The sequence below is a fragment of the Haloarcula sp. H-hyl6 genome, from assembly GCF_056934455.1.
Map to the genome: position 1 here is coordinate 344320 of NZ_JBRIIK010000001.1, position 23671 is coordinate 367990.

A 23671-nucleotide genomic window follows, 5' to 3' on the forward strand; every position below is an offset into this window, starting at 1 on the left:
CTGCTTGCCGAATCGCGGATAAATGGGTGTCGGCTTCGCGGACTCAGTCGTCCGCGGCCTGCTCCTCTAGGTACTCGGCCATCTCTGCCGTCTCCGCTTTGAACTCGTCGAGGTCGTACTCCAGCGCGTGTAACATAGCGCTGTACCGCGAGGTGAGACTCGACAGCGAGACGGCCTCTTCGAGTTCCGCGTCCGTCGCCCCGTGCATCCCCGCCGCCTTGCGGTGGAAGTGGATGCAGTACGGACACTTGATGTTAGCCGCGACGGCCAACCCCATCAGTTCCCGATACTTCGGCGGAATCTCGGACTCGCCGACGGTGTACTTGTGGAAGAAGTGCCACTCGCCCGCCATGTCGTCCTCGGGAATCTCGTCCAGTGGTGCCGGTATCTGTCCGAACGTCTCCGTAATCTCTGCCTCTACGTCTGCCGGTTGCTCCTGTGTAGCCATAATCGTGGTGCGTGCGCTGGTCGCCGTTCGATACCACAGTTCGGCGGGTGTCCCGCCCGTACGTATCGGCGTCGCGGCGGGTTAGTTATGCGTTCACACGACACACGCAGTCCTCAGTTGGACCGCCGTACACGACCAGAAGTACCGTGCCGCCATCACGTCTCTCGCGTCCGTGGCGTCGTCGCAGACGGGTAGAAAGGCCGCCGAGTCGGTCGGTACGGTCAGCTAACCGACCCGTTCAGAACGTCGAGACGTCGCCTTCGATGACCTGTCGAGTCACGTCGGTGACGCTCGCCAGTTCCGCGTCGACCGCCTCGCGGACGTCGTCTTCGATGTCGCCGATTGCGACGTCCTCCTCGGTGACGAGCATGGCGTCCGCGACGTGGGGCTGGTCGATGGGTGACCCGATTTGCGAGAGGAGGCGGAGCTGGAGCTGTCGAATGCCGTCCACCTCGTCTACGACGGACTCGGCTATCTCCGTCGAGAGGAGGTTGTATATCTTCCCGATGTGATTGACCGGGTTCTTCCCGGAGGTGGCCTCCATGCTCATCGGGCGGTTCGGGGTGATGAGGCCGTTGGCGCGGTTGCCGCGGCCGACGGAGCCGTCGTCGCCCTGTTCGGCGCTGGTCCCGGTCGTCGTGAGGTAGATGGACTCCTCGTCGTAGTCGTCGGCGGTGTTGACGTGGACGGTCACGTCGCGGTCCGTGTACTCCGTCGCCAACGTCTCGACGTACTCGCGGACGTCCTCGACGGCCTCCTTGTACGCCAACAGGTCCGAGACGTACTCGTCGACCATCGCCACGGCGACGGTGACGTCGATGTGGTCGCCCTCGCGCTTGCCCATCACCTTCACGTCCTGTCCAACGACGGGGTTGTCCGCGGCGTACTCGCCGGTGAGTTTCCGCTCGGTGTTGTAGACGATTTCCTCCGTCTCCGAGAGGGGCGCGTGGCCGACGCCGTAGCTCGTGTCGTTGGCCATCGGGACGGTCCCTTCCTCGCCGAAGACGGTCTGGAGGTCGCCGGACCCCTCGCCCAGTTCTACGTCGACGATGATGTCCGAACCGAGGTCGAGGTGCGGGAAGTGGTCGGCGAGGTACTCGCGGGCGGCCCGGAGCGCGATGCTCTCGGCGGGGATGCGCTGGCCCTCGTACTCCTTGGTCGCGCGGCCGACGATGAGGAGGTAGATGGGTTCGAGCACTTCGCCGCCGCCGTAGGCCGGAGCGGCCGTGCCGGCGACGAGTTGGCTCTCGTCGGTGTTGTAGTGGAGGACTTTGCCCACGCGGTCGAGGTACGCCTGTGCCAGCGCCCGGGAGACGCTCTCCGCGACCCCGTCACAGATGGAGTCGGGATGGCCGATGCCCTTTCGCTCGACGATTTCGACGTTCTGGTCCTCGACGGCCAGCCCGCTCTCTGGCTGGACGTGGATGTTCCGGTCTGTCATTGCTCCGACCTTCGCCGCGCCTGCTTCTATAACTTACGGGAACCGCTCGGCGAAGAAAGATTACTGCTCTGCATCAGCGAGGAGCAAGCCGAGGTACGACGTGCGGGTCTGGTCGTTCGGGTCGAGGTCGAGGTCACGGAGGACGTCGAAGGCCCCTTCGCGGGCCGCCTCGACGCCGCTCTCGTCCGTCTCCGTCTCGACCTCCACGAACTCGCCGACGTCCTCGACGTCGTCCAACGTGACGGTGTAGCCGTCGTAGCGGTAGAAGCGGCGGTCCTTCCGCACGGTCGCGGCGGGTTCGAACCCCAACTGCGTGAAGATGGCGTCGGCCTTCTCCCCGTCGTGGACGCCCGTCTCGACCTCCTCGCGGGTCTTGGACTCGGCCTCGACCAACGGTCCCTTGTAGGTGATTCGAGTCGTGGTCTCTCCGTCGCTCGTCTCCCGTCGGACGCGGAGCGCCTCGTCCGTCTCGGCGAAGTCCCGGTGCGGTGCGTCGTAGTAGGTGTCGACTTGCACGACGGCCCCCGTCCGTTCGGCACCCAGTTCGTCCAATCGGTCGGCGACGGCCGCGAGGTCGGCGGCGACCTTGACTTCGACTTCGTACATGGCTGTGTCGTTCGGTGGGACGGCCAAAAGCAATTGCATCCCGCGTCGCGGCCGGTCGGTAGCCCCCCGCCGACAGTCCTCGGTAATCACCGGCTACCGCGGACCGCGAGTTTTAGTGTCCCCGACCACCCGGTAGGTGTATGGACGGTCGATACGACCCCGTCGAGTCCCCCGACGAGACGACCGTCTTCCCGTATCACGACCTGACGCCGCCGACGACGGCCGACGTGGTCCGCGCGCGGAAGGTCGTTCGACAGCACCTCCCGACGACGCCGCTCGTCAGGAGCGAGACGCTGTCGGCCGACCTCGACGCGGAGGTCTACCTCAAGCGGGAAGACACGCTCCCCACCGGCGCGTTCAAGGTCCGTGGCGGCGTGAACCTCGTCTCCTCGCTCTCCGACGAGTTCCGCGACGCGGGCCTCATCACCGCGAGTTCGGGCAACCACGGTCAGTCCATAGCGTGGGCCGGCCGCGAGTTCGGCGTTCCCGTCACCATCGGCGTGCCCGCGGAGGCCAACGCTGGGAAGGTGGCCGCGATGGAGCGCCTCGGCGCGGAGGTCATCAGACACGGCCCCGACTACGACGCCGCCCGCGAACGCATCGAGCAGTTGGCCGTCGAACGAGGCGCCCGGTACGTCCACTCCGGCAACGAACCGAAACTGGTCGCGGGCGTCGGCACCGCGGGGCTGGAAGTCGTCGACGAACTGCCCGACGTGGACCGCGTGTTCTGTCCCGTGGGCGGGGGCACATCCGCCGCTGGCTACTGTCTCACCGTCGGCGAACTGACCGACGCCGACGTCGTCGGCGTCCAGTCCGAGGCCGCCCCGGCGATGCACCGCGCGTGGAGCGACGGGACGCTCGAACCCCACGACCGGATGGAGACGACGGCCGAGGGTGTGGCGACGCGGGTCCCGTTCGCGCTCACGATGGGGCTCCTCGGCGACCGACTCGCGGACTTCCGACTCGTGAGCGAGGACGCCATCCGCGACGGCGTGGCCCGCCTGTTCGAGCACGAACGCATCGTCATGGAAGGCGCGTGTGCGACTGCCGTCGCCGCCGCGCTCGACGCACGCGAGGAAATCGCCGGCGAAACCGTCGTCATTCCCGTCTCCGGCCGCAACATCGACCGTCGGAAACTCGACCGGATGCTCGAAGAGAGCGATTACTCCGCGTGAGCGCCGACGGGAAACGTTGTTCTTAAGAGTGCCACGGCTGACGAAACGGTATGAGCAACGACGAGGCCGACACCGAAGACGTAGCGGAAGAAGTCGAAGAAGAGACGGCCGAAGACGAGACCGAGAGCGGCCTGCAGGAGGGCGACGTCATCAAACTCGCCTACACCGCTCGCACCGTCGAGGACGGGCAACTCGTGGACACGACGGACGAAGAGGTCGCCGAAGACGAGGGCATCGACACCGAACAGCAGGAGTTCGGTCCCCGCACCATCGTCCTCGGCGAGAACCACATCTTCCCCGACGTCGAGGAAGACATCTACGGCAAGGAGGTCGGCGACGAGGGGAGCGTCAGCATCGCCGCCGCCGACGCCTTCGGCGAGTACGACGAGAGTCAGGTCCGCACCGTCTCGAAGGACAAGATTCCGGAGGACGACCGCTACCCCGGCGCGCACGTCGACGTCGACGGCGAGCACGGCCACGTCGAGACCATCATCGGCGGCCGCGCCCGCGTCGACTTCAACCACCCGCTGGCCGGTGACGACGTCGAGTACGACTACGAAATCGTCGCGGAAGTCACCGACCGCGAGGAGAAGGCGCAGGGCATCATCGAGATGATGCTCGACATGAAGCTCGACCTCTGGTTCGAGACGGACACCGTCGAGGAGGAGCAACTCGTCGAGTCCGACGACGAAGACGAGGACGAGGACGAGGAGAGCGAACCCGAGTACGAGACCGTCGAGGTCGAGAAGGAGACGCTCTACATCGAGGCCACGCCCCAGCTGACCATGAACCAGCAGTGGATGATGGGCAAACAGCAGATTGCCCAGCAGCTCACCCAGCTTCTGGACGTCGACCGAATCATCGTCCAGGAAGAACTCGGCGGCGGCATGGGCATGGGTATGGGCGGCATGATGGGCGGTATGGGCGGCGCTGGCGGTGCCGACATCGAGGAAGCCCTCGAAGACGCCGACGTCGACGCCGAGGAAATCGTCGACGAGATAGAAGGCGCCGAAGAGTAACTCGACCGCCTACTTTCTCCGTTCTTTCGACCCCTGTAGCGACGCTTAGCGGGGGATTGCCCTATCGGTCATTCGGCCGCCACACTTCGGACAGCTGAGGCCCCGGCTGGGCGCAGTCGTCCGGAACGAACAGCTCTCGCACTCGAACTGTTTTTGCTCCTTGGCGAGCGGGTCTCGACCACTCATGTAGCCTATTTAACACCCGGCGTATGTTAAGAGTTGGCAATGAACTATCAGGGTGTCGGAAGCGAAGCGCTGCGGGCACCGGTCGGCGAGAACGCGAGTCGTCCGAGCGGGAGTCTCTGTATGGCCGTCCTCAAGCGATGTCCCGGCTCGTGTCGATGCTGACCTCCTCGACGAGGTCCAGTTTGATGACGTCGTTGGGCGCGCGGCCGCCCCGGAACTTCGGGATGGCCAGTCGGTTCTCCACCTCGTCTGTGTTGGTCTTCGTCTCGAGTTGGAACACCACGTCGGCGAAGTGCTCGGTGGTGTCCCGGAGCGGCGGAACGTCCCGGCCGTCCAGACAGTGGAGGATGGCCAGACTGCCGGTGTTGACGATGTGGTTCTGCAGGTCGTTCATGAACGCGCGGAATCGTGAGTGGGGCTCTTGGGCTTCGAGGACGTCCAGCGGGTCCACGATGAGGTTCGACGTCTCCGGGAGCGCCGAGACGAGTTTGCCCGCGTTGTCCAGCGGTGCCTCCCCGGAGATGTGCCGGACCGTCGGGTCGCCGGTGTTGGCCGGCGTCTGCTCAATGCTGGCGACCACGGACTGGGCGGTCCGGTCGAGCGAGAGCCACAGCGTCCCGCGCGTGGCGGTGAGTTCGTAGAGGAACAGCTCCGCTTGGCTGGCCGGCTGGGCGGTGAGCGCGACGATACTCCCCGCTGGAATCCCCCCGTCGAGTTTCCTGTCGAGGACGTCGATGCCCGTTCGCAGCCGGTTCACCATGCCTCTTTGAGACAAGCATAGCCACCCGATTAAATATTCCGCTTGGTAAGGGTTTTCGCACACTTCAGGTGCCGAGACGCCGATTCCTCGGTTTCGAGTGGAGGTTTCGGCAGTTCGGGCAGGTGAACGACCCGCTGACACTCGACGAGGGGCGACGGGTCCGCCGTGCCGTCGCTCCCGACGAGGACCACGCTCGCAGGCGGGGCGTCGAGGTGGCGGGCCATCGCCGCCGTCTTGGCACCGTCTCGGAGGCTCCGCGGGTCCGGCGTCGAGACGAGTACAGTCCGGTCGGCGGCGCGGAGCGGCGCGACGGCGTCGGGGCCGGCCCCCGCCGGGCAGTCGAGGAAGACCGGCCGGTCACACCGGGTGAGGCGAGCGAACGCCGAGGCGGCGGTCGGCGGGTCTGCGCCGCGACAGGTGAGGACGTCGACGCCGGCGAATCGCGGCGAGCGCTGTGCGACGGCGGACGGTCGTCGTCCCTGGGCGACGGCAGTCACGCCGCCCGTTCTGTCAGTCTCGGCCCGGTGGTGGAGGTCTGGCATGTCGAGGTCGGCGTCCACGACGAGCGGTCGGGAACCGAGCGTGGCGAACGCGCGGGCGAGGCCCAGCGCCGTCGTCGTCTTTCCACAGCCACCTTTCCCGCCGGCGATAGCGAGCATGCCGGGTGTGGTCCGGTCTCCGGATTTGAACCTTCGCCTCCCCGTGTCGGGAGATTCAAGAGCGTCGGGGGCGCGGTACCGAGTAAGATGCGGCACGACCACATCATCAGCGCGAAACAGCTTTCGCGGGCCGACATCGAGGAGGTCCTCGACCACGCGGCCGCCATCGCGGAGGACCCGGGTGCCTACGCGGACCGGCACGCCGACACCTTGCTGGGGATGCTCTTCTTCGAGCCGAGCACGCGGACGAAGATGAGTTTCACGACGGCGATGAAGCGCCTCGGTGGCGACATCGTCGACATGGGGTCGGTCGAATCGTCCAGCGTCAAGAAGGGGGAGTCGCTGGCCGACACCGTTCGCGTCGTCGAGGGGTACGCCGACGCACTCGTGCTCCGGCACCCGATGGAGGGGTCGGCGAAGATGGCCAGCGAGTTCGTCGACGTACCACTCGTGAACGCCGGCGACGGGGCCGGTCAGCATCCGACGCAGACCCTGCTGGACCTCTACACCATCCGGGAGAACGCCGGGTTCGAGGACCTGACCATCGGCATCATGGGCGACCTGAAGTACGGCCGCACCGTCCACTCGCTGGCCCACGCGCTGACCAACGTCGACGCGCGCCAGCACTTCGTCAGCCCCGAGTCCCTGAAGCTTCCCCGCTCGGTCCGCTACGACCTGCATCAGGAGGGCGCAGAGGTCAGAGAGCACACGGACTTAGACGAGATTCTGCCAGAACTGGACGTGCTCTACGTCACGCGCATCCAGCGCGAGCGGTTCCCCGACGAGAGCGAGTACCGCGAAGTCGCCGGCCAGTACCAGATAGACAGCGACACGCTGGAGACTGCGAAGGACGACCTGACGGTGATGCATCCGCTCCCGCGGGTGGACGAAATCGCCCACGATGTCGACGACACCGACCACGCCGAGTACTTCCAGCAAGCGCACAACGGCGTCCCGGTGCGGATGGCGTTGCTGGACCTGATGCTCGGGGGGGACTCACAATGAGCGAAGACGAACAACAACTCCGCGTCTCGAAGATTCGCAACGGCACCGTCATCGACCACATCACCGGCGGACAGGCGCTGAACGTCCTCGCCATCCTCGGTATCGACGGGACCACCGGAGACTCCGTCTCCGTGGCGATGAACGTGCCCTCCGACCGCTTGGGCAAGAAGGACATCGTGAAAGTCGAGGGCCGAGAGCTCTCACAGGACGAAGTCGACGTGCTCTCGCTCATCGCACCCGCCGCCTCCATCAACATCGTCCGGGACTACGAAGTGGTCGAGAAACACCGCGTCGAGCGTCCCTCCGTGGTCGTGGGCGTCTTGGAGTGTCCGAACCACAACTGCATCACGACCGAGGACGAACCCGTCGACTCCCGGTTCGCCGTCGTCGACGACGGCGTCCGCTGTGAGTACTGCGACACCATCATCCGCGACGACCTGCCGGCGCACATCCTCGCGGACTGAGGCTCTTAGCCGTCCCGCGCCGTTCTCAGGGCTTCACGGTCTCGAGCACCCAGTCGTCCGGCGTCGCCCGTCGCACCTCGAACGGGTCGAAGGCTTCGCGCGGGGCCTCGGCGAGACGACCGAGGAAGGGGCCCACCGGGGTCGGGTCCCGGTCGCTCACGAGGACGAACTCCTCGCCACCGTCGAGTGACGTGAACGCGTCTCGGACCCGGTCTTTGCGCTCCTCGGGCGACAGGCCGCGGATGTCGACGGCGTGGTCCGGCACCTCGACTTCTCCGGCCGTCTCGGCGGCCTCGGAAACGGCGTCGCCGAGGGCCACCATCGCCTCGGGCACCGCGCCGGGCGCGGGCGTGCCCTGCAACTCGTGGGTGAACGGGAGTTCCGCCAGCACGGGCGCGTCGAGGTCACCGAGGGCGTCGTCCTCGAAGAGGTCGTTCGGTTCGCCACAGCAGTCACAGACGTACTCGGCCATGTTGACGACCGTTCCGAGGACGGGCACGCCGTTGTCCCGGAACAGTTCGACGGTCCGACTGGTGTCGCTGACGCTGGCGTGGAACGGCGTCGTCACGACGACCACGCCGTCTACGGGCACCTCCTGCAGAGTCGTCAGTACGATGTCGCCGGTTCCCGGCGGGAGGTCGACGACCAATACGTCGTCGTTGCGCCACGCGGTGTTGGTAAAGAGGTCGTCCAGCGCGTCGTGGGCCATCGCGCCACGCCACGCCAGCGGTGCGCCGTCCTCCATCAGGCCGACGCTCATCACGTCCATCCCGTCGGTCCGAATCGGCAGGGGGTCGCCCTCCTCACTGGAGTGGACCGGGCCGGAGATGTCCAGCAGTCCCGGCACGTTCGGGCCGTGGATGTCGGCGTCGAACAGGGCCACGTCGTGGTCGGCCGCCAGCGCACACGCGAGGTGCGTAGCGGTCGTGGACTTCCCGACGCCGCCCTTCGCGCTGGCGACGGCGATTACGTGGTCGAACGACGCGACGCTCGACCGGTCGTCGCTGGACGGCGTCGCGCTCTCGATGTGGACGCTCTCGACGCCGTCGACGTCGTCGACGGCCCGTAACATGGCCTCTACCACCTGACTGCTGGTGTCGCCGTCGAGCGAGGTGAGGTCTGTCTCGACGGTCACCTCGCCGTCCTCGGCGACGACGTTCTCGACGAACCCCGCCTCGAAGACGGAGAGGTCGGCCTTCGGGTCGCGAACCTTGCGTAACTGTGCCTCGACGCGGTCGGTCAGGGTCGTTCGGGCGTTCTCGGTCATGGTCGTGGGGTGGGAGTCATAGGTCGGGCATCCTGTTCAGGCGGTCCTCGCCGGGGAGGAGGCGAGCGTCTGCCTCCAACGCACCGCCGAACTGGCGGCGGAAGCGACCGGGGTCGGCCTCCAGCGAGCGTTCGGCGGTCTGCCGCACGACGGTCGCCGGGTCCTCGGTCAGTTCTCGGAGTCGCTCGCGGGCGGTCTCGCTGTCCACACCGGCGAGCATGTGGGCCGCCCACTCGCGGAGGCGTTCGCTTTCGTCGCGGCTCAGGTCCAGTAGCGTGTCGGCCATCGCCTCCCCGCGGAGTTTGAACAGCGAGATGGCCGCGTTCCGGCGGACCGCGTGGTGGTCGTCGTCGGCGAGCGTCTCGGCGACGTCGTCCTCGTGGGCCTCGCGAGCGAGGTTGTCGAGGGCGACGACTGCCTCCGCGCGGACCCACGGGTCCGGGTCGTCCAGTAGTTCGACGGCGACGGCCGCGGCCCGTTCGTCGCCGTGGGCGGTCAGCGCCTCGACGGCGAACTGCCGCACGTCGCTGTCCTCGTCGGCGGTCGCCGCCTGTGCGAGACCGGCGACCACCGCGTCCTCGGTCGGGACGTCCTGCAACGCGAGGGCGGCACGTCGCCGGTCGACGTGGCTCCCGTCAGAGAGGTCCGCGAGCAGGTCGGCGGCGTCCGAACCCTCGACCGGTTCCGTGTCGGCGGCCGCCAGTTCCTCCGGCGTGGCCTCGCCGATGGTCACGTCCTCGCGACTCACCTCGATGTCTTCCAGCGCGTCGATGTCGGTGTGCATCCCCGGACTTCGCCCGGGGTCGAGTTGCGGGTCCGGGTCCTCCCGGAGGTGTTTCTCGAACTCCTCGTCGCCACAGCCACCGTCGCCACAGCCACAGTCGTCGCTCATCGCGCCACCTCCAGCGAGACCAGCGCCGCGACGCCGAGGGCGAAGGGGACCGCTCGGGCAAGCGTCACTGGAACGCCGGCGAAGGCCAACAGCGCGATGGCGGCCAGTAGCGGCCAGCGTCTCTCCCGTCCGGCCGCGCTGGCCGTCGTGACTGCGCCACCGGCCGCGAGAGCGACGACGGGCAAGGAGGTGCCGACGGCACCCGTCCCGACGAGCGTCACCGCACCGGCGACGAACGGCATCGAGAGACCGACGGCGACGACAGCGCCGAACGCGAGACACCCGCGGACGAGCGAGGCGGAGTCCGTCGCCGCGACGACGGGAGTGACGCCGATACCGGCCAGCGCGAGCGTCGACGCGAGCGGACGGAGCGAGGCGACGCCGCCGATACCGCTCGCGAGGCCGACGGCGAGGGCGAGAACCAACAACCCTGCGACCGCGCCCGTCCCGGCGTTTAACTGGTCGCGGTGGGCGACGCCGAGGACGGCGGTGCCGGCCACCACGGCGACGGCGGCGGGCGTGGCGGCCGCCGGAGAGAGGAGCGAGAGCAGGCCGAACACGCCGACGAACAGGAGGCCGACGCCGGCGACGGGGGTGCGCTCGGTGAGACCGACCACGAGTGCGGCCAGCCCGGCCAGCGCCGTCGCAGTGGGCGTGAGGACGCCGACGGGTGCCGTCGCGGGCGCAGTCGGGACGTTGACGGTGAGCGCCGCGAGGAACCGTCCGGCGAGCGCCGCGGCCGCGAGCGCGGTCAGCGCGAGGGCGGTCCGGCGGTGGTCGAGGCCGGCCACCGCCGGCAGGACCGAACGGAGCGCCGTTCGAGTGCTCATCGCTGGCCCTCCAGTCGGTCCGCGAGGTCGTTCCTGTCGGCCCGGACGAACCCCTCCAGCAAGTCGCCGAGGGCCCCGTACACGTCGGTTCCCGGTTCGTCCGCCAGCCGTTCGGCGACGCCGGCGGCGGCGTGGCCCAGATGCCGGTCGTGGAAGTCCAGGCGGGCTATCGCGGCGTCGCTCTCGACGGCCGCTTCCCGCCGGCAGAGGTAGCCCGCGAACTCCAGTTCGTAAGCCAGCGCGTCGTGGTTGTCCCGCTCACTCTGGTCGATTTCGAGGCCGTAGTGGCGGTACGCGCGAGCCAAGTCGAGGTTCACGTCGTTCCACGACTGGTCGGGCCGGTACTTGGACTCGTACAGCGGGACCGGCGGTCCCTCGGCGTCCAGCGACCCGTCGGTCCGGTCGGTGTACTCGCTGTACCCGAGTTCGAAGACGTCGTTGTACCGGGCCGCGAGCGTCTCGTAGTCGTCGTCGGTGGCAAGTTCGGGCACGGTCACCTCCAGCGGGGTCCGGTCGATACACGCTCGCACGTCCGCATCCAGCGACCCCTCGGCTGCCGCGGCGTGGAACTCCTCGTCGGGGTACCGGAACGCCTGTGCCAACACTCGGTAGACCGTCCCGCGGGCGGCCGCGTCGGGGTCGACGTCGTCGACGCCCTCGCTCGCGGCGGCCATCAACGCATCCCCCCTCTGGCGCGGTGGACGCCGAACGCCGTCACCGCGACGACGCCGACGATGGCGATGCCGGCGACGGCCCACAGCAGCGTCTCGTAGGGTGGCCCCTCTGGCCCCGGACCGAAGGGGAAGTAGTGCCACTCGCTGACGGCCTTCCGACCGGCCCGCTCGCTGTTGGAGCCGTTCCAGACGGCGAAGGCCACGTCCACGTCGCCGTCGTCGACGATGGTGGTCCGGTTCGCGCCGGGCGCGTCCACGTCACGGCTGTAGACGACCGTCCACGTCGCGTTCTCCCCGCTCCCGCGGTGGACGCCGCTCGCGTTCACGGTCGGGTTCTGGAACTGGGTCGTAGAGCCTGCCCCGCCGGCCAGCAGTTCCTCCGTCCCGGTCGCACCGCTCCAGTACCAGACGTTGACGCGGTTGTCCGGCCCGCCCATCGCTATCGGCGGGCGGGAACTGGTGTTGACCGGGAACTGGACGGCGACGGAGTCCGCGAAGCGCCGCGTCTCGTTGGCCGCCACGTCGCGGGTCGCGTCCCGCCACTGGAGCCGAAGGTACAGTCGTCCGTCGCCGCGGGCCGCCTGCACGTGGACGCGTTCGACGCTCGTCTGGTCGGCGTTGGGGACGCTACTCGGCGCACTCGCCAGCGCCACCGTCGCCGCGGGCACGTCCTCCCAGCCGTCGCCCGTCGGACTGTCGAGGTCCCCGGTGGCCGGTGCGACCGGTATCTCGTGTGCTGGTCGTGCGCTGGCCAGCGGCGCCGCCACCGCCGAGAGGGTGACGAGGACGGCGACGACGGCCGCCGCGAGCAGGGTTCGCCGTCGTCTGGTGGTGGTGTCAGGCATCGTCGAACACCTCCAGAGCGAAGCTCTGCCGAGCTCGACGCTGCGTCACGTCGTTACGCATCGTCGAACACCTCCAATCGGTACTGTTTCGCGGGGTTCTTGTGCTGGAGCAGTTCCATCAGTTCGCTCTCGCCGCCCTGCCGGACGCGCTGGCGCTCCCGTTCGATGGTGTCCAGCGCGTCGTGGACGCGCTCGCCGAACAGCTCTTCGAGGTACTGGCGGGGGATGCGCTCGACGTCGACCGTCTCACCCTCGTCGGTGTGCTGTGGCGGCGCGTAGGGCGGGATGTAGTAGACGTTCGGCTGAGTCTGGAACTCCGGATGCAGCGGCAGGGCCACCTCGTACTCCTCGACGAGTTTGTAGATGGGGCCCGCCTCGTCGTCGAGGAAGCCGACCAGTCGAAGTTGGGGCGGGCACTCCTCGGCACAGGCCGGCGCGTACGTCTCGCCGTCCGGCCCCTCGCCCTCCAACCGGGGGTAACAGAAGATGCACTTCTCGGAGTTCTTCGAGACGGTGTTGTAGTACACCTTCTTGTAGGGACACCCCTCGACGCAGTAGCGGTAACCCCGACATCTGTCTTGGTCGACCAGTACGATGCCGTCCTCGGCCCGTTTGTAGATGGCCGAGCGCGGACAGGCCTCGACACACGAGGGGTGCGTACAGTGGTTGCAGATGCGCGGGAGGTAGAAGTAGTAGCTGTTGGGGTACTCCCCGGCCCCCCGGTCCTCGTCCCAGTTGGGGCCCCACTCCGCGCCCTCGCGTGGGCGCAGGGGTTCGTCGCTCCCCTCGTACATGATTTCGGAGTGGTTGAACTCCCACGGGCGGCCGTAGTCCTCCTCGGAGGGAATCTCGCCGGTCTTCCGTTCCTTGTGCTCGCCGGACTCCCACCCGCCGCCGGAGTCCTCCCAGCCACGGGGGTACCCCTCGCCGGGTTTGGTCTCGACGTTGTTCCAGTACATGTACTCGCGGCCGCCGCCCTCCGTCCAGAGGGACTTACAGGCGATGGTGCAGGTCTGACAGCCGATGCACTTGTTGAGGTCCATCACCATCGCGACCTGATGGTCGACGCCGTCGGCGACGTTGACGTGCGTGTCCTCGCTGCCAGTCTGCTGGTCGTTCTGACTACTCATCGGAGTCACCTCCCGCTGGGCGCACACCGGCAGACTCGCGCTGCTCGTCTCCCGAGCCCGACTGCCCGTCGGCCAGTCGGACGTCCACGTTCACGTCGCTGTTGACGCCGGTCGGTCCCCAGTAGTTCGGGAAGAAGTGCAGGTGCTCGCCCGTGTCTTCCGGGTACTGCACCAACTGGGTCGGCTTCATGTACATCGGGACGAGCGTGTTGAAGTTGTCGTCGTCCGGGTACTGGAACTTCTCCCAGGCGAAGTACTGCCGGGCCGTCCCGGGTTCGCCGGACGGGTAGATTTTGGCCTGCACCTCCACGCTCCCGAGGTCGTTGAACACCTCGACGGTGTCGCCGTCCTCGATGCCCCGTTCCTCGGCGTCGTCGGGGTTGAGATAGACGACGGGTTCGCCCCGCTGGAGGCGGAGCATCTTCTCGCTGTCGCGCCACGTCGAGTGGATGGACCACCGGCCGTGGGGCGTGTTGTACGACAGCGGGTAGTCACCGCCGGTGTTCTCCGGTCCCTGCTTGTGGGTCGGTAGTTCCTCGCCGAGTTCGAGGAACCAGTCGTGGTCCACGTAGTACTGCTGGCGACCGGTGAAGGTGGGCCACGGTTCCTTGTCGCGGACGTAGCTCTGCCACGGGACGTACGCCTCGCCGTCCTCGATGTCGGAGGTCCAGTGGTCGCCGGCGGCGAGCAACCGCTGGGGCTGTTCCTCGGTGTCGGCGAAGGTAATCTGCTCGTCGCTGTCGCTGGGGTTGGACTCCTCGGAGTGTTCGAGGATGAACTCGGAGGCCGCACGGCCCTCCTCTAGGGCACCCTCCTCGCCGGTCTCCCAGTCGCGGACGTAGTCGTCGTAGATGGTGGTGAGGTCGATGGTGCGGTCGAACTTGCGGTCCTCGACCGGGTCGACGCCGCGTTCTCTGGCGCGCTCCTGTATCTTCTGAGCGAGCAGGCGGAATATCTCCCAGTCGGTCTTGGCCTCGCCCAGCGGTTCGACGGCGGGCGTGAACGGGTGCACGTAGGTGTGCATGTCCGTCATGTTCAGGTCGTACTTCTCGTAGTGGCTCGCGGCCGGGAGGACGATGTCCGAGTACATCGCCGTCGAGTCCATCCGGAAGTTGACGTCGACGACGAGGTCGAGTTTGGGCCACAACTGCTCCTCGACGGCGACGTTGCCCTTGGCCTGATTGAAGTAGTTGCCCCGCCAGACGAACATCGTCGAGGGGTCGGGCCGACTGCCGTCGTCGCGTTCCGAGGGGTACAGCGGCATCCACCCCTCGTCGATGGACTGCTGTATCTTCTCGGCGGTGTCGGGGTCGGTGTTCTCCAGAATCCCCGCGTGGTAGTAGGTCCACAGCGTCGTCGGCACGCCGCGGACGCTCCCCGTCGGGAACGAGAGGACCTTCCAGCCGTGGAACGTCCATATCTTCTCCTGACCGACGTAGTGGTCCAGTCCGGTGCCCGGTTCGCCGAGGTTGCCCGTCAGCGTCACGAGCAACTGGATGGCGCGGTTGCCGAGGTCGTTGTGGTACCAGTCGTTGACGCCCTTGCCGTGGATTATCTTGGCGGCGTCGGCCTCGGCGAACTCGCGGGCGACCCGCTGGTACGTCGACCGGCCGACGCCGGTCTCCTCGTGGACGAACTCGGGCGTGTACTGGGCGAGTTCGTCCCGCAGGTTCTCCCAGACCGAGCGGACCCGCACTTCGCCGTCGGCCGTGGAGACGGTCCGTTCGACCGAGAGTCGCGGGTCGAAGTCGAGTTCGATGCTCGCCGAGGGGTCGTGCTGGCCGTCGCGTTCGCCCAACGACCCCGGCGCCCGACGCAGGGTGCCGTCGGCGTCGACCATCACGAACACCTTCTCGGGGTCGTCGGCGTCCCCGGCGAGGCCGACATCGCTGGCCCGCAGGAACTTCCCGGTGTCCTCGCGGACGAGCAGGGGCATGTCGGTCTGCTCCTTCAGATGGGCCTCGTCGTACAGCCCTTCGTCGACGATGGCCTGAGCCATCCCCAGCGCGAGGGCGGTGTCGCTCCCGCCGTGGGGCGAGAGCCACTCGTCGGTGTGGATGGCTGTCTGGGAGTAGTCGGTGAAGATACCGACGCGTTTGGTGCCGTCGTAGCCCGCGTCGAGGAAGTACTTCGCGTCGGGGATGCGCGTGACGTTGATGTTCGACCCCCACGCGATGATGTAGTCGGCGTTGTGCCAGTCGGCGGACTCGGCGTTGTCCGTCTGTGTGCCCCACGTGATAGGTTGGCCCGGCGGCAGGTCGGAGTACCAGTCGTAGAAGGAGTGGGAGACGCCGCCGAGCAGGTTGACGAGGCGACTGCCGGAGGCGAAACTCACCGGCGACATCGCCGGAATCGGCGTGAACCCGGAGATGGCGTCGTACCGGCCGGCCTGCACCTCGTCGATGACGTGGTCGGCTATCTCGGTCAGCGCCTCGTCCCAACTGATGCGTTCCCACTGGCCCTCGCCGCGTTCGCCGGTGCGGCGCAGGGGGTGCAGGACGCGCTGGTCCGCGTTGACGTAGTCGGTGTAGCAGGCCCCCTTCTGACAGCCACGCGGGTTCGGGTCTGGCAGGCTCTCGTCGAAGGTCGGGTAGTCGCCGGCCTGCTCCTCGCGCCAGACCTGTCCGTCCTTGACGAAGACGTTCCACGAGCAGGACCCGGTGCAGTTGACGCTGTGGGTCGACCGAGCGATGGAGTCCCAGTCCCACTCCTCGCGGTAGAAGTCCTCCCAGTCGCGGTAGGGGTAGTTGCCGATGGGGTCGTCGACGGCCTCCAGTCCCTGCATGCCGTCGTCGGCGAAGGAGAGGCCGGTCGCCCCCAGCAGCGAGGCGGCACCGAGGCCGCGCACGAAGTCGCGTCTACTGATTCCGGAACTGTCCGTCGCGTCGTCGGTGGGGTCGTGTCTACTCATGGGTCAGGAATACGGTCGAAGTCGCACAGGCGACGCCGGCGAGAGCGAGGGCGAGACCGGTCGGAGTCGACCCGCCGGCCTCCAGTCCGCCGGCGACGAGTGCGACGCCGAGCAGTTTGCTTGTCGCGTCCAGCAGGCGATACTGGCGGGCTGAGAGGGTCGCGAGGTCAGTCATCGGAGTCACCTCTATCGGTCTCTGCGGGCGGGTCGTCGGACGGGCCGCCGTCGGTGGCGACGCCCTCGCCTTGCTCGTCGGCCGGTGACTCCCCGTCGTCGTCCCGGAGCAGGAGGTACGTCAGGCCGCCGAACAGCGGCGGGACCAGCAACAGCGCGGCCTGCAAGACGGGGTTGACGACGCCGGTGGTCGTCCCCAGCACTTGGTCGGCGAGGATGTTGTTCATGCCCGCGATGGAGGCTATCATGACGAAGGCGACGGCGGCGACGCCGACACCGGTCTGCCACGGCCGCCGAAGCGGGTCGGCGGTGAAGTGGGTGGGTTCCGGCGTCCGGTCGATGAACGGCCAGACGGCGAGGACGGCGAACACCAGTCCGGGCAGGACGATGCCGCCGATGAACTCGCCGCTGACGTGGACGGGCCCGACGGTGAAACTCGCCCACGTCGGGAGCAGTTTCAGGAACCCGTACACCCACATCAGGAACCAGTCGGGCATGATGAGTTCCGGCGTGCTCGCCGGGTCGTTCGGGCCGTAGTGGGCGATGTTGTGGACCGGGAGCAGGCCAGCGAGCGCCGACAGCGTCGCCGCCGTCAGGAAGAAGACGACGGCGGAGACGGCGGCCTGGTTCGGGAAGGCGGGTAGGCCGACGATGACGCTGTCGTCGTCCTTGTCCACCGTCTCCCCGCCCATCGTCAGGTCGTCGTCCCGCGGGGCCTCGGTGTGTTTCTGGCGTATCAGGATGGCCATGTGGACGGCCAGACCGACGGCGATGGCCGCGGGGATGACCAGCACGTGCAGGAAGTACAGGCGCGGGATTGTCGCGCTACTCGGGAACTCGCCGCCGAATATCACCTGCCCGAAGAAGTCCCCGACCACCGGCACCGAGATGGTGAGGTTGTAGCCGATGCTGGTCGCGGTGGCGGCGAACTCGTCGAACGGGAGCGCGTACCCCGTGTACGCCGCCCCCATCGCTAGCGCCGCCAGTCCCGTCCCGACTATCCAGTTGGGTTCCCGCGGGTTTCGGTAGGCCCCGGTGAAGAACACCCGCAACATGTGCAACCCGATGGAGGCGACGAACAGGTGGGCCGCCCAGTGGTGGAGGCGGCGGATGAACATCCCGAAGGGGACGTCGTAGGTGATGTGCAGCACCGAGACGAACGCCTCGGGCATCTCCTCCCCTTGGAACTTCTGGACGCTGCCGTCGTACTCCACGTCGGAGGTGGAGGGTTCGAAGAAGAACCCGAGGAAGACGCCCGAGAGGACCAGCAGGAGGAAACAGAACAGTGCCACCTCCCCGAGCAGGAACGAATCCTCGGCCGGGAACGCCTTCCCGAGGAACGTCTGGGCGTTCTCGACGTCGAGTCGCGTGTCGAACCAGTCGTAGAGCCGTTTCGCGCGGGACATTCAGTCGCCTCCCGGGCCGACTGGGCCCTCGAAGTCGCCCGTCGCGACGAGGTAGCCGTCGCTCGTGACGGTGATGGGCAGTTGCGGGAGCGGCCGTCCCGGCGGGCCGTCGGTCACCGCGGCACCCCGGAGCGGGTCGAACTTCCCGTAGTGACACGGGCAGACGAGCAGGTTCCCGTCCTCGTTGGCGACCATGCACCCGGCGTGGGTACACACCTTCGAGAACGCGGCGTAGCCGCTGACGGTGAACCCCATCTCGATGCCGCCGCCGTACTCGGACTCGGGGTGGCGCACGAGTAGCGTCGGCGCGTCCTCGATGCCGGGCCGTGGCTCGGGGAAGACGGTCATCCGCTCGCCTTCGGAGAGTCTGTTCTCGCGGATGCGCTCGCCTTCGCCGTCGACGAGGAACACGCCGTCCGAGTAGACGGGGCCTTCGTAGCTCCGCTCGAAAACCTTCGTAGTGCTCGCCAGCGGTGCCGTGAGGCTTGCGACGGCGGTCAATCCGCCGACGGTTGCGAGGAACTTCGCGAAGTCCCGCCGTCGCAGTTCCGCCCGAGCGTCCCCGTACAGGGTGGGTGATACGTTCGGGGAGTCGCTACACGAACAGTCGTCGTCACTCTCGTCGTCCGGTTTCGGGTAGTCCATGGTCAGTGCCCCCTGATTTCTGCGACTTCGATGTGCGGCATGAACCACGCGTAGTAGGCGACAGTCGAGAGCGCCAGCGAGAGGAACATCCCCGTCGCGTACAGGCCGAAGTACTGAGTGCGGGCCAGCGTGAGGTACTCGCCCGTGAACAGCGTCGCGAAGACGATGGCCAGCACCGTCAGGCCGCCCATCGCCACGAGGCCCTCAATGGCGTCCGACGCGTCGTGGTACTCCACGACCCAGCGCGTCTCGGTGTCGAGCCACGGGAGCGAGACGCTCCCGGCGCGGGCCGTCCCGCCGTCGGTGGCCGCGTCGGCGTGTTCCGGCGGCCGGACGGCCCTGTTCATGAACTGGTGGACGGCCGCCAACACGCCGACGAGGGCGAACAGGGCCACCCAGACGATGACGCCCACCTGACTGGGCGAGAGTTTGTTGGGCGTGTCGACGAACCCTTCGAGGGGACGCTGTTCGGTGACGCTCTCGTCGATAGCTATCTCCTCGGACGGTGGCTCGCCGTGTATCGCGACGTACCACATCGGGAGCAGTACCGCCGCAATCAGCAGGCCGATGAGTATCGTGTTGCGTCTCATGGTTGCGGTCCACGCCCGTCCGGCGTCGGGCCGAACGGGCGGCGCGCGTGTTCGGGCTTTCAGCGACCACCTCCCTCAACCACCAGCCAGACATCTTAGGTGCTTTATTACGCGACTTAAAGAGCGAACATATTCGGGGCCAGCTATAACATGTGTATCGAGCGAACTGTCCCCCATGGCCGACCGCGTGCTCGCCGAAGTCGAGGTGTTCGCTCCGCGGTCGTGTTCCGTCGCTCCCAACGCCGACAACGAGTGGACGGTCTCGGACGTGTCCCGCAGCGCCATCGGCGGCGAGGACGGCGAGGTAGTCGAGGAGTTCACCCTCTCGGGGAGCGACGACGCCCCGCCCCCGGCGGCAGACGCGAGCGACCACGTCGAGAAGGTGTTCGCCTACGACCACGAACAGGTCTATCGGTTCTCCCGGCCCGCGAATCAGGGGTGTGTCTGCGAGCGCATCGAGCGTGCGGGCTGTGTCGTCCAAAGTCTCAGCGCGGACGCGGAGTCGCTCGTCGTGACGTTCCTCGTCGAGGACATCGAGACGCTACGGGGCGTCGTTGCGGACCTCCGAGAGACGGGCGACAGCATCAACCTCCGGCGACTGGTCGAGAGCGCCGGGAGCGACCCCGGCGGACGCCCCGCAATACTCGACCGGAACGCCCTTACCGACCGGCAGAACGAAGTGCTTGAACGGGCCTACGAGATGGGCTACTTCGAGCACCCGCGGGACGCCACCGCCGGGGAGGTGGCGACGGACCTCGACATCGCCACGACGACGTTCACCGAACATCTGGCCGCCGCCCAGCGGAAACTGCTCGACGACCTGCTCGGTGCATGACCCCCGACCGTTTACTGCCGGCGGCCGCGTGGTACGGGTATGGACCACGACGACCACTCTCACGGCGGGGAGGGCCACGACCATCACCACGACCACGGCGACGAAACCGACCACTCGCACGACCACGACGACCACCACGCACACGACGCAGAGACCGTCGCTATCGCGGTGGTGACCGTCTCCTCGTCGCGGACGCTGGAGGACGACCCGGGCGGCGACGCCATCGAGTCGGCGTGCGAGTCCGCCGGTCACGACGTCGTCGCGCGGTCGCTCGTCGCCGACGACGCGGCGGCCATCGCGGACGTCGTCGCCGCGGCGCTGGACGACGGGGCCGACGTAGTGGTGACGACGGGGGGCACCGGCCTCACGGACGACGACGTGACCGTCGCGGCCGTGAGTGCGCTGTTCGACCGCGATATTCCGGGGTTCGGGGAACTGTTCCGCTGGCTGTCGTACGAGGAAGTCGGGGCGATGGCGATGGCCTCGCGGGCGACGGCCGGCGTCGTGGACGACCGTCTCGTCTTCTGTCTGCCGGGGAGCGAGAACGCCGCCCGGATGGGGAGCGAGGAGTTACTCGCACCCGCTGTGGGTCACCTCCTCGGACTCGTCCGGCGCTGACCCGACCCGGACCCGCACGGTTTTGAAGGCCGTGCCGTTACCCTCTGGCATGACCGAGGAGTTCACGCACGTCGACGAGGACGGGGACGCACAGATGGTCGACGTCGGCGAGAAGGCCGACAGCCGACGCCGTGCGGTCGCCCGCGGTGAGATTCGACTCTCCGCGGACACCCTAGACGCCATCGCCGCCGACGAAGTGGAGAAGGGCGACGTACTGACGACGGCCCGCATCGGCGCGGTTCAGGCCGTCAAGCACACGTGGGAGACGATTCCCATGTGTCACCAGATTCCCATCACGAACGTAGAGACGGGGTTCGAGGTAGGCGACGAGGCGGTGGAACTCACCGTCGCCGTCGAGACGGTGGGCAAGACCGGCTGTGAGATGGAGGCGCTGGAGGGCGTGACCACGGGGCTCAACGTCGTCTGGGACATGGTGAAGGCCAACGAAAAAGACGCGGACGGCGAGTACCCGACGGCCGCCATCGACGACGTGCGCGTCGTCGAGAAGTCGGTCGAACGCGGGAGCGACAGCAGCGGAAACACATAGGTACCCGCCCTCACAACGTGGAGCCATGTACGTCCTCGGTATCTCGGGACACTCGGACACGGGGAAGACGACGCTCGTCGAGCGGTTGGTCGAGCGCTGTGCCGACTCCGGGCGAGTCGCCACGGTCAAGCACTGCACGCACTCGCCGGACGTGGACACGGCCGGCAAGGACACACGCCGCCACCGGACGGCGGGCGCGGGCGAGACGGTGGCGCTGACCGACGACGGCGAGTGGTTCGCCACCGGCGAGTCACGGACGCTGACGGAGACGCTCGACGCCCTCGCACCGGACTACGACTACGCCTTCGTAGAGGGGTACAGCGACGCGTCGATTCCGAAAGTCGTCCTCGGCGACCGTGAGGCGGCTGACCCGGTCGTCAACCGCGTTGAGAGCGGCGAGAGCGCCGACGTGGATGGCGTCCTCGACGCCCTCCACGAACGCGACCCGTACGTCACGCTCGAAACGCTCGTCGAGGAGGTCAAGCGCTCGCCCGACGAGGACCGCGCCGGCGCTATCGCCACGTTCACGGGCCGCGTCCGTGCGAAGGAGAGTCCCGACGACCGCCCGACAGAGTATCTCGAGTTCGAGCGGTACGACGAAGTGGCGGCCGAGCGGATGGCCGAGTTACGGGCCGACCTCGAAGCCCGCGACGGCGTCCACGCGGTTCGCCTCCACCACAAGACCGGAGTGGTCGACGCCGGCGAGGACATCGTCTTCGTGGTGATTCTCGCGGGCCACCGCGGCGAGGCCTTCCGCACCGTCGAGGACGGCATCAACCGCCTCAAGGAGGAGGTACCGCTGTTCAAGAAGGAAGTGACCGTGGACGACGAGTTCTGGGCGCACGAGCGGGACAGTTAGCGCCACGGCGTCGCCCGCAGGCCATGGACCACGAGCAGGGTGCCCAGCGCGACGCTCAGGAGGACGACGGCCACCGGCAGCGCCGCGTCCAGCCCTCGGGAGATGAACGACGTCCAAATCTGGACCGGGAGCGTCCGGGGGTAGTACGCGAGCATCATCGTCGCGCCGAACTCGCCCATCGCCCGGGCGAAGGTGAGGACGAGGCCCGCGAGGATGCCGGGCTTGGCGAGCGGAATCGTCACCGACCGCATCGTCTCGGGCCAACTGCGACCCAGCGAGCGGGCGGCCTCCTCGAAGTGGCTGTCGACGCCGTCGAACGCCGCCTTCACCGTGACGACGAAGAACGGCGCGGCGACGAACGTCTGGGCCGCGACGACGCCGAACAGCGACCGGGTCAGGCGGAGGTCGGTCAGACCGCCCAGTCCCTCCGGGCCGACCACGGTGAGCAGGAGCATCCCGCTGACCACCGGGGGCAGCACGAGTGGGAGGACGACCACGCCGAGCGCCACCGTCGCGAGCACGTGGTCGCTGCGCGAGAGCCAGTAGGCCAGCGGGAGGCCGAAGACGAACGCGAGCGAGGTGCTCGAAAGCGCCGCGAGCAGGGAGGTAGTCGCCGCGTCGACGACGTAGCCGGCGGTGAGGTCCGCGAGCGCCGTCGGCGAGTACGTCACCACGAGGACGGCGACGGGAACGACGAAGTACAGCAACAGCACGGCGCCGAGGACGGGGACGAGGGGGCGCAGCGCTACTGACTCGCCCCGAGTCGCCGCCTCAGCCTCCGACGCCGTTCGGGACATCGCCCTCCATGCGGGGATACTGCTCGCGGACGACAAAGCCGTGTTCGCTCAGCCAGTCGCCCGCGAGGAGCGTCTCGAACACTCGACTCGTCGCGTCGCCGTCGGCCCGGCACGTGGCGGCGTACTCTATCGGAGCGCCCCGGGCGACGGTGCCGGCGGGGAGTTCGTACTGGACGGTCGCGTAGGTGTCGGCGTAGGCCGGGTGGCCGAGGTTGACCGCGGGTGGCAGTTCTCGAAACGGGTAGTCTCGCTCGACGGCCATGCTCCGGTAGACGACGGCGGCGTCGACGCCGCCCGTCTCGAACTGCGCCAGGAGTTGGGTCTCGGGGTAGCGTTGGTCCGCCGACACCACCCGCTCCGCGAGTGTGGGGTCGTCGCGTCGACGGGCCGCCAGTTCCAGCGCGAAGAGCGTCCGGTAGCCGAGGGGGTCGAGGTCCGGGTCTGTCCGGCCCAGCGAGACGTCGTCTCTCGTCAGCGGCGCAGTCCACGTCTCGGCCGCGGCGACCCGGCGGCCGCCGGTCGTGTCGGGGTTGTACGCCACGACGAGTTCGTTGCTCGCCACGACGGCGTACCACGGCGCGGTCAGGAGTCGCTCGAACAGCGCCGGGTCCGCCAGCGCGAGGACGTGCGGGTCGCGCTTGCCGTCGGCGACCAGCCGGGCCGCGTGGACAGAGCCGTGTGCCTCGACGGCGAGTTCCGGTCCCGTCGCCCGCTGTAACGTCCCGCTCGCCGCGGCTTGCAGACTCCCGGCGACGAGCGTTCGCACGCGCGTCCGCCCGACGGCCCCGCATCCGGCCAGCGCGGTGGCGGCGGCGCTCCCGGAGACGCGGAGGAAGCGTCGGCGACGCCAGAGGGTCATCGTTCGCTGGTTTAGCGTTCGCCCACTTG

The 23671-nt window shown here is 67.9% G+C and carries 27 protein-coding genes; 8 read left to right on the forward strand and 19 right to left on the reverse strand.

The window, feature by feature from the left end; genetic code table 11:
• Positions 1-43: 43 nt before the first annotated feature.
• From Hhyl6_RS01680 to cyaB, 3 genes are all read right to left on the reverse strand, one after another.
• Positions 44-448, reverse strand: coding sequence for a carboxymuconolactone decarboxylase family protein (locus Hhyl6_RS01680; RefSeq protein WP_483737485.1), 405 nt, complete (start codon positions 446-448; stop codon positions 44-46).
• 238 nt (positions 449-686) lie between these two features.
• Entirely contained in the window at positions 687-1889 is a 1203-nt protein-coding gene (locus Hhyl6_RS01685; protein WP_483737486.1) for a methionine adenosyltransferase, read from the reverse strand.
• 60 nt (positions 1890-1949) lie between these two features.
• A complete protein-coding gene (gene cyaB, locus Hhyl6_RS01690) occupies positions 1950-2495 on the reverse strand; it encodes a class IV adenylate cyclase (RefSeq protein WP_483737487.1) in 546 nt (181 codons plus the stop codon).
• 140 nt (positions 2496-2635) lie between these two features.
• On the opposite strand from cyaB, the gene Hhyl6_RS01695 reads away from it, so the two are divergent.
• Together Hhyl6_RS01695 and Hhyl6_RS01700 are read left to right on the forward strand one after the other, a co-directional pair.
• On the forward strand, positions 2636-3670 hold the full coding sequence (locus tag Hhyl6_RS01695; protein WP_483737488.1) for a threonine ammonia-lyase: 1035 nt from the start codon (positions 2636-2638) through the stop codon (positions 3668-3670).
• 50 nt (positions 3671-3720) lie between these two features.
• Entirely contained in the window at positions 3721-4689 is a 969-nt protein-coding gene (locus tag Hhyl6_RS01700) for an FKBP-type peptidyl-prolyl cis-trans isomerase (protein WP_483737489.1), read from the forward strand.
• Between the two features lie 45 nt (positions 4690-4734).
• Here Hhyl6_RS01700 and Hhyl6_RS01705 read toward each other — a convergent pair whose 3' ends face one another.
• The 3 genes from Hhyl6_RS01705 to Hhyl6_RS01715 all read right to left on the reverse strand — a co-directional run bounded on the left by Hhyl6_RS01705 (position 4735) and on the right by Hhyl6_RS01715 (position 6294).
• A complete protein-coding gene (locus Hhyl6_RS01705; protein WP_483737490.1) occupies positions 4735-4875 on the reverse strand; it encodes a rubrerythrin-like domain-containing protein in 141 nt (46 codons plus the stop codon).
• Between the two features lie 130 nt (positions 4876-5005).
• Positions 5006-5635, reverse strand: coding sequence for an RAD55 family ATPase (locus Hhyl6_RS01710; RefSeq protein ID WP_483737491.1), 630 nt, complete (start codon positions 5633-5635; stop codon positions 5006-5008).
• A 29-nt stretch (positions 5636-5664) separates the two neighbouring features.
• Positions 5665-6294 carry a MinD/ParA family ATP-binding protein gene (locus Hhyl6_RS01715; RefSeq protein ID WP_483737492.1) on the reverse strand — a complete coding sequence of 210 codons (630 nt, stop codon included), beginning with the start codon at positions 6292-6294 and terminating at the stop codon, positions 5665-5667.
• An 87-nt stretch (positions 6295-6381) separates the two neighbouring features.
• Here Hhyl6_RS01715 and pyrB point away from each other — a divergent pair, with 87 nt between their 5' ends.
• Together pyrB and pyrI are read left to right on the forward strand one after the other, a co-directional pair.
• The gene (gene pyrB / locus Hhyl6_RS01720; RefSeq protein WP_483737493.1) at positions 6382-7299 is read left to right on the forward strand and encodes an aspartate carbamoyltransferase; all 918 of its coding nucleotides are present in this window, start codon (positions 6382-6384) and stop codon (positions 7297-7299) included.
• Positions 7296-7763 carry an aspartate carbamoyltransferase regulatory subunit gene (gene pyrI, locus Hhyl6_RS01725; protein WP_483737494.1) on the forward strand — a complete coding sequence of 156 codons (468 nt, stop codon included), beginning with the start codon at positions 7296-7298 and terminating at the stop codon, positions 7761-7763. The genes pyrB and pyrI overlap by 4 nt, the downstream gene beginning before the upstream one ends.
• Positions 7764-7788: 25 nt before the next feature.
• Here the strand turns inward: pyrI and Hhyl6_RS01730 are convergent, their stop codons facing one another.
• From Hhyl6_RS01730 to Hhyl6_RS01780, 11 genes are read right to left on the reverse strand one after another with little or no spacing between them, the layout of a single operon-like run.
• Complete coding sequence (locus tag Hhyl6_RS01730; protein WP_483737495.1) at positions 7789-9030, reverse strand: P-loop NTPase; 1242 nt, start codon at positions 9028-9030, stop codon at positions 7789-7791.
• 16 nt (positions 9031-9046) lie between these two features.
• On the reverse strand, positions 9047-9922 hold the full coding sequence (locus Hhyl6_RS01735) for a HEAT repeat domain-containing protein (protein WP_483737496.1): 876 nt from the start codon (positions 9920-9922) through the stop codon (positions 9047-9049).
• A complete protein-coding gene (locus Hhyl6_RS01740; RefSeq protein ID WP_483737497.1) occupies positions 9919-10752 on the reverse strand; it encodes a DUF8068 family protein in 834 nt (277 codons plus the stop codon). The genes Hhyl6_RS01735 and Hhyl6_RS01740 overlap by 4 nt, the downstream gene beginning before the upstream one ends.
• A complete protein-coding gene (locus Hhyl6_RS01745) occupies positions 10749-11426 on the reverse strand; it encodes a molecular chaperone TorD family protein (RefSeq protein WP_483737498.1) in 678 nt (225 codons plus the stop codon). Before Hhyl6_RS01745 ends, Hhyl6_RS01740 begins: the two co-directional genes overlap by 4 nt.
• The gene (locus Hhyl6_RS01750; RefSeq protein WP_483737499.1) at positions 11426-12271 is read right to left on the reverse strand and encodes an ethylbenzene dehydrogenase-related protein; all 846 of its coding nucleotides are present in this window, start codon (positions 12269-12271) and stop codon (positions 11426-11428) included. Before Hhyl6_RS01750 ends, Hhyl6_RS01745 begins: the two co-directional genes overlap by 1 nt.
• A 53-nt stretch (positions 12272-12324) precedes the next feature.
• On the reverse strand, positions 12325-13401 hold the full coding sequence (narH, locus tag Hhyl6_RS01755) for a nitrate reductase subunit beta (RefSeq protein WP_483737500.1): 1077 nt from the start codon (positions 13399-13401) through the stop codon (positions 12325-12327).
• Complete coding sequence (narG, locus tag Hhyl6_RS01760) at positions 13394-16312, reverse strand: nitrate reductase subunit alpha (RefSeq protein WP_483737501.1); 2919 nt, start codon at positions 16310-16312, stop codon at positions 13394-13396. Before narG ends, narH begins: the two co-directional genes overlap by 8 nt.
• Positions 16305-16487, reverse strand: a complete 183-nt coding sequence (locus Hhyl6_RS01765; RefSeq protein WP_483737502.1) for a DUF8120 family protein — start codon at positions 16485-16487, stop codon at positions 16305-16307. Before Hhyl6_RS01765 ends, narG begins: the two co-directional genes overlap by 8 nt.
• A complete protein-coding gene (locus Hhyl6_RS01770) occupies positions 16480-17892 on the reverse strand; it encodes a cytochrome b (RefSeq protein ID WP_483737503.1) in 1413 nt (470 codons plus the stop codon). Before Hhyl6_RS01770 ends, Hhyl6_RS01765 begins: the two co-directional genes overlap by 8 nt.
• Positions 17893-18537, reverse strand: coding sequence for a QcrA and Rieske domain-containing protein (locus Hhyl6_RS01775; protein WP_483737504.1), 645 nt, complete (start codon positions 18535-18537; stop codon positions 17893-17895).
• Positions 18538-18539: 2 nt separating this feature from the next.
• Positions 18540-19127, reverse strand: a complete 588-nt coding sequence (locus tag Hhyl6_RS01780) for a hypothetical protein (protein ID WP_483737505.1) — start codon at positions 19125-19127, stop codon at positions 18540-18542.
• Between the two features lie 175 nt (positions 19128-19302).
• Here Hhyl6_RS01780 and Hhyl6_RS01785 point away from each other — a divergent pair, with 175 nt between their 5' ends.
• Genes Hhyl6_RS01785 through Hhyl6_RS01800 form a run of 4 tightly spaced genes read left to right on the forward strand, consistent with a single transcriptional unit; the run spans position 19303 to position 21986 of the window.
• Positions 19303-19962 carry a helix-turn-helix domain-containing protein gene (locus Hhyl6_RS01785; protein ID WP_483737506.1) on the forward strand — a complete coding sequence of 220 codons (660 nt, stop codon included), beginning with the start codon at positions 19303-19305 and terminating at the stop codon, positions 19960-19962.
• A gap of 39 nt (positions 19963-20001) precedes the next feature.
• Positions 20002-20580 (forward strand): MogA/MoaB family molybdenum cofactor biosynthesis protein, encoded by a 579-nt coding sequence (locus Hhyl6_RS01790; protein WP_483737507.1) that lies wholly within the window; start codon positions 20002-20004, stop codon positions 20578-20580.
• 49 nt (positions 20581-20629) lie between these two features.
• On the forward strand, positions 20630-21127 hold the full coding sequence (gene moaC / locus Hhyl6_RS01795) for a cyclic pyranopterin monophosphate synthase MoaC (RefSeq protein WP_483737508.1): 498 nt from the start codon (positions 20630-20632) through the stop codon (positions 21125-21127).
• Between the two features lie 25 nt (positions 21128-21152).
• Positions 21153-21986 (forward strand): molybdopterin synthase, encoded by an 834-nt coding sequence (locus Hhyl6_RS01800; protein ID WP_483737509.1) that lies wholly within the window; start codon positions 21153-21155, stop codon positions 21984-21986.
• On the opposite strand, the gene Hhyl6_RS01805 is transcribed toward Hhyl6_RS01800, so the two are convergent.
• Both Hhyl6_RS01805 and Hhyl6_RS01810 read right to left on the reverse strand, forming a co-directional pair.
• Complete coding sequence (locus tag Hhyl6_RS01805) at positions 21983-22783, reverse strand: molybdate ABC transporter permease subunit (RefSeq protein WP_483737510.1); 801 nt, start codon at positions 22781-22783, stop codon at positions 21983-21985. The genes Hhyl6_RS01800 and Hhyl6_RS01805 overlap by 4 nt on opposite strands.
• A complete protein-coding gene (locus Hhyl6_RS01810) occupies positions 22758-23642 on the reverse strand; it encodes an extracellular solute-binding protein (protein ID WP_483737511.1) in 885 nt (294 codons plus the stop codon). The genes Hhyl6_RS01805 and Hhyl6_RS01810 overlap by 26 nt, the downstream gene beginning before the upstream one ends.
• Between the last annotated feature and the right edge of the window lie 29 nt (positions 23643-23671).

Excerpts from the sequence above, each read along its gene's own strand:
- Hhyl6_RS01680 (WP_483737485.1), bottom strand. The coding sequence starts at position 448 with ATGGCTACACAGGAGCAACCGGCAGACGTAGAGGCAGAGATTACGGAG.
- Hhyl6_RS01685 (WP_483737486.1), bottom strand. The coding sequence starts at position 1,889 with ATGACAGACCGGAACATCCACGTCCAGCCAGAGAGCGGGCTGGCCGTC.
- cyaB (WP_483737487.1), bottom strand. The coding sequence starts at position 2,495 with ATGTACGAAGTCGAAGTCAAGGTCGCCGCCGACCTCGCGGCCGTCGCC.
- Hhyl6_RS01695 (WP_483737488.1), top strand. The coding sequence starts at position 2,636 with ATGGACGGTCGATACGACCCCGTCGAGTCCCCCGACGAGACGACCGTC.
- Hhyl6_RS01700 (WP_483737489.1), top strand. The coding sequence starts at position 3,721 with ATGAGCAACGACGAGGCCGACACCGAAGACGTAGCGGAAGAAGTCGAA.
- Hhyl6_RS01705 (WP_483737490.1), bottom strand. The coding sequence starts at position 4,875 with ATGAGTGGTCGAGACCCGCTCGCCAAGGAGCAAAAACAGTTCGAGTGC.
- Hhyl6_RS01710 (WP_483737491.1), bottom strand. The coding sequence starts at position 5,635 with ATGGTGAACCGGCTGCGAACGGGCATCGACGTCCTCGACAGGAAACTC.
- Hhyl6_RS01715 (WP_483737492.1), bottom strand. The coding sequence starts at position 6,294 with ATGCTCGCTATCGCCGGCGGGAAAGGTGGCTGTGGAAAGACGACGACG.
- pyrB (WP_483737493.1), top strand. The coding sequence starts at position 6,382 with ATGCGGCACGACCACATCATCAGCGCGAAACAGCTTTCGCGGGCCGAC.
- pyrI (WP_483737494.1), top strand. The coding sequence starts at position 7,296 with ATGAGCGAAGACGAACAACAACTCCGCGTCTCGAAGATTCGCAACGGC.
- Hhyl6_RS01730 (WP_483737495.1), bottom strand. The coding sequence starts at position 9,030 with ATGACCGAGAACGCCCGAACGACCCTGACCGACCGCGTCGAGGCACAG.
- Hhyl6_RS01735 (WP_483737496.1), bottom strand. The coding sequence starts at position 9,922 with ATGAGCGACGACTGTGGCTGTGGCGACGGTGGCTGTGGCGACGAGGAG.
- Hhyl6_RS01740 (WP_483737497.1), bottom strand. The coding sequence starts at position 10,752 with ATGAGCACTCGAACGGCGCTCCGTTCGGTCCTGCCGGCGGTGGCCGGC.
- Hhyl6_RS01745 (WP_483737498.1), bottom strand. The coding sequence starts at position 11,426 with ATGGCCGCCGCGAGCGAGGGCGTCGACGACGTCGACCCCGACGCGGCC.
- Hhyl6_RS01750 (WP_483737499.1), bottom strand. The coding sequence starts at position 12,271 with ATGCCTGACACCACCACCAGACGACGGCGAACCCTGCTCGCGGCGGCC.
- narH (WP_483737500.1), bottom strand. The coding sequence starts at position 13,401 with ATGAGTAGTCAGAACGACCAGCAGACTGGCAGCGAGGACACGCACGTC.
- narG (WP_483737501.1), bottom strand. The coding sequence starts at position 16,312 with ATGAGTAGACACGACCCCACCGACGACGCGACGGACAGTTCCGGAATC.
- Hhyl6_RS01765 (WP_483737502.1), bottom strand. The coding sequence starts at position 16,487 with ATGACTGACCTCGCGACCCTCTCAGCCCGCCAGTATCGCCTGCTGGAC.
- Hhyl6_RS01770 (WP_483737503.1), bottom strand. The coding sequence starts at position 17,892 with ATGTCCCGCGCGAAACGGCTCTACGACTGGTTCGACACGCGACTCGAC.
- Hhyl6_RS01775 (WP_483737504.1), bottom strand. The coding sequence starts at position 18,537 with ATGGACTACCCGAAACCGGACGACGAGAGTGACGACGACTGTTCGTGT.
- Hhyl6_RS01780 (WP_483737505.1), bottom strand. The coding sequence starts at position 19,127 with ATGAGACGCAACACGATACTCATCGGCCTGCTGATTGCGGCGGTACTG.
- Hhyl6_RS01785 (WP_483737506.1), top strand. The coding sequence starts at position 19,303 with ATGGCCGACCGCGTGCTCGCCGAAGTCGAGGTGTTCGCTCCGCGGTCG.
- Hhyl6_RS01790 (WP_483737507.1), top strand. The coding sequence starts at position 20,002 with ATGGACCACGACGACCACTCTCACGGCGGGGAGGGCCACGACCATCAC.
- moaC (WP_483737508.1), top strand. The coding sequence starts at position 20,630 with ATGACCGAGGAGTTCACGCACGTCGACGAGGACGGGGACGCACAGATG.
- Hhyl6_RS01800 (WP_483737509.1), top strand. The coding sequence starts at position 21,153 with ATGTACGTCCTCGGTATCTCGGGACACTCGGACACGGGGAAGACGACG.
- Hhyl6_RS01805 (WP_483737510.1), bottom strand. The coding sequence starts at position 22,783 with ATGTCCCGAACGGCGTCGGAGGCTGAGGCGGCGACTCGGGGCGAGTCA.
- Hhyl6_RS01810 (WP_483737511.1), bottom strand. The coding sequence starts at position 23,642 with ATGACCCTCTGGCGTCGCCGACGCTTCCTCCGCGTCTCCGGGAGCGCC.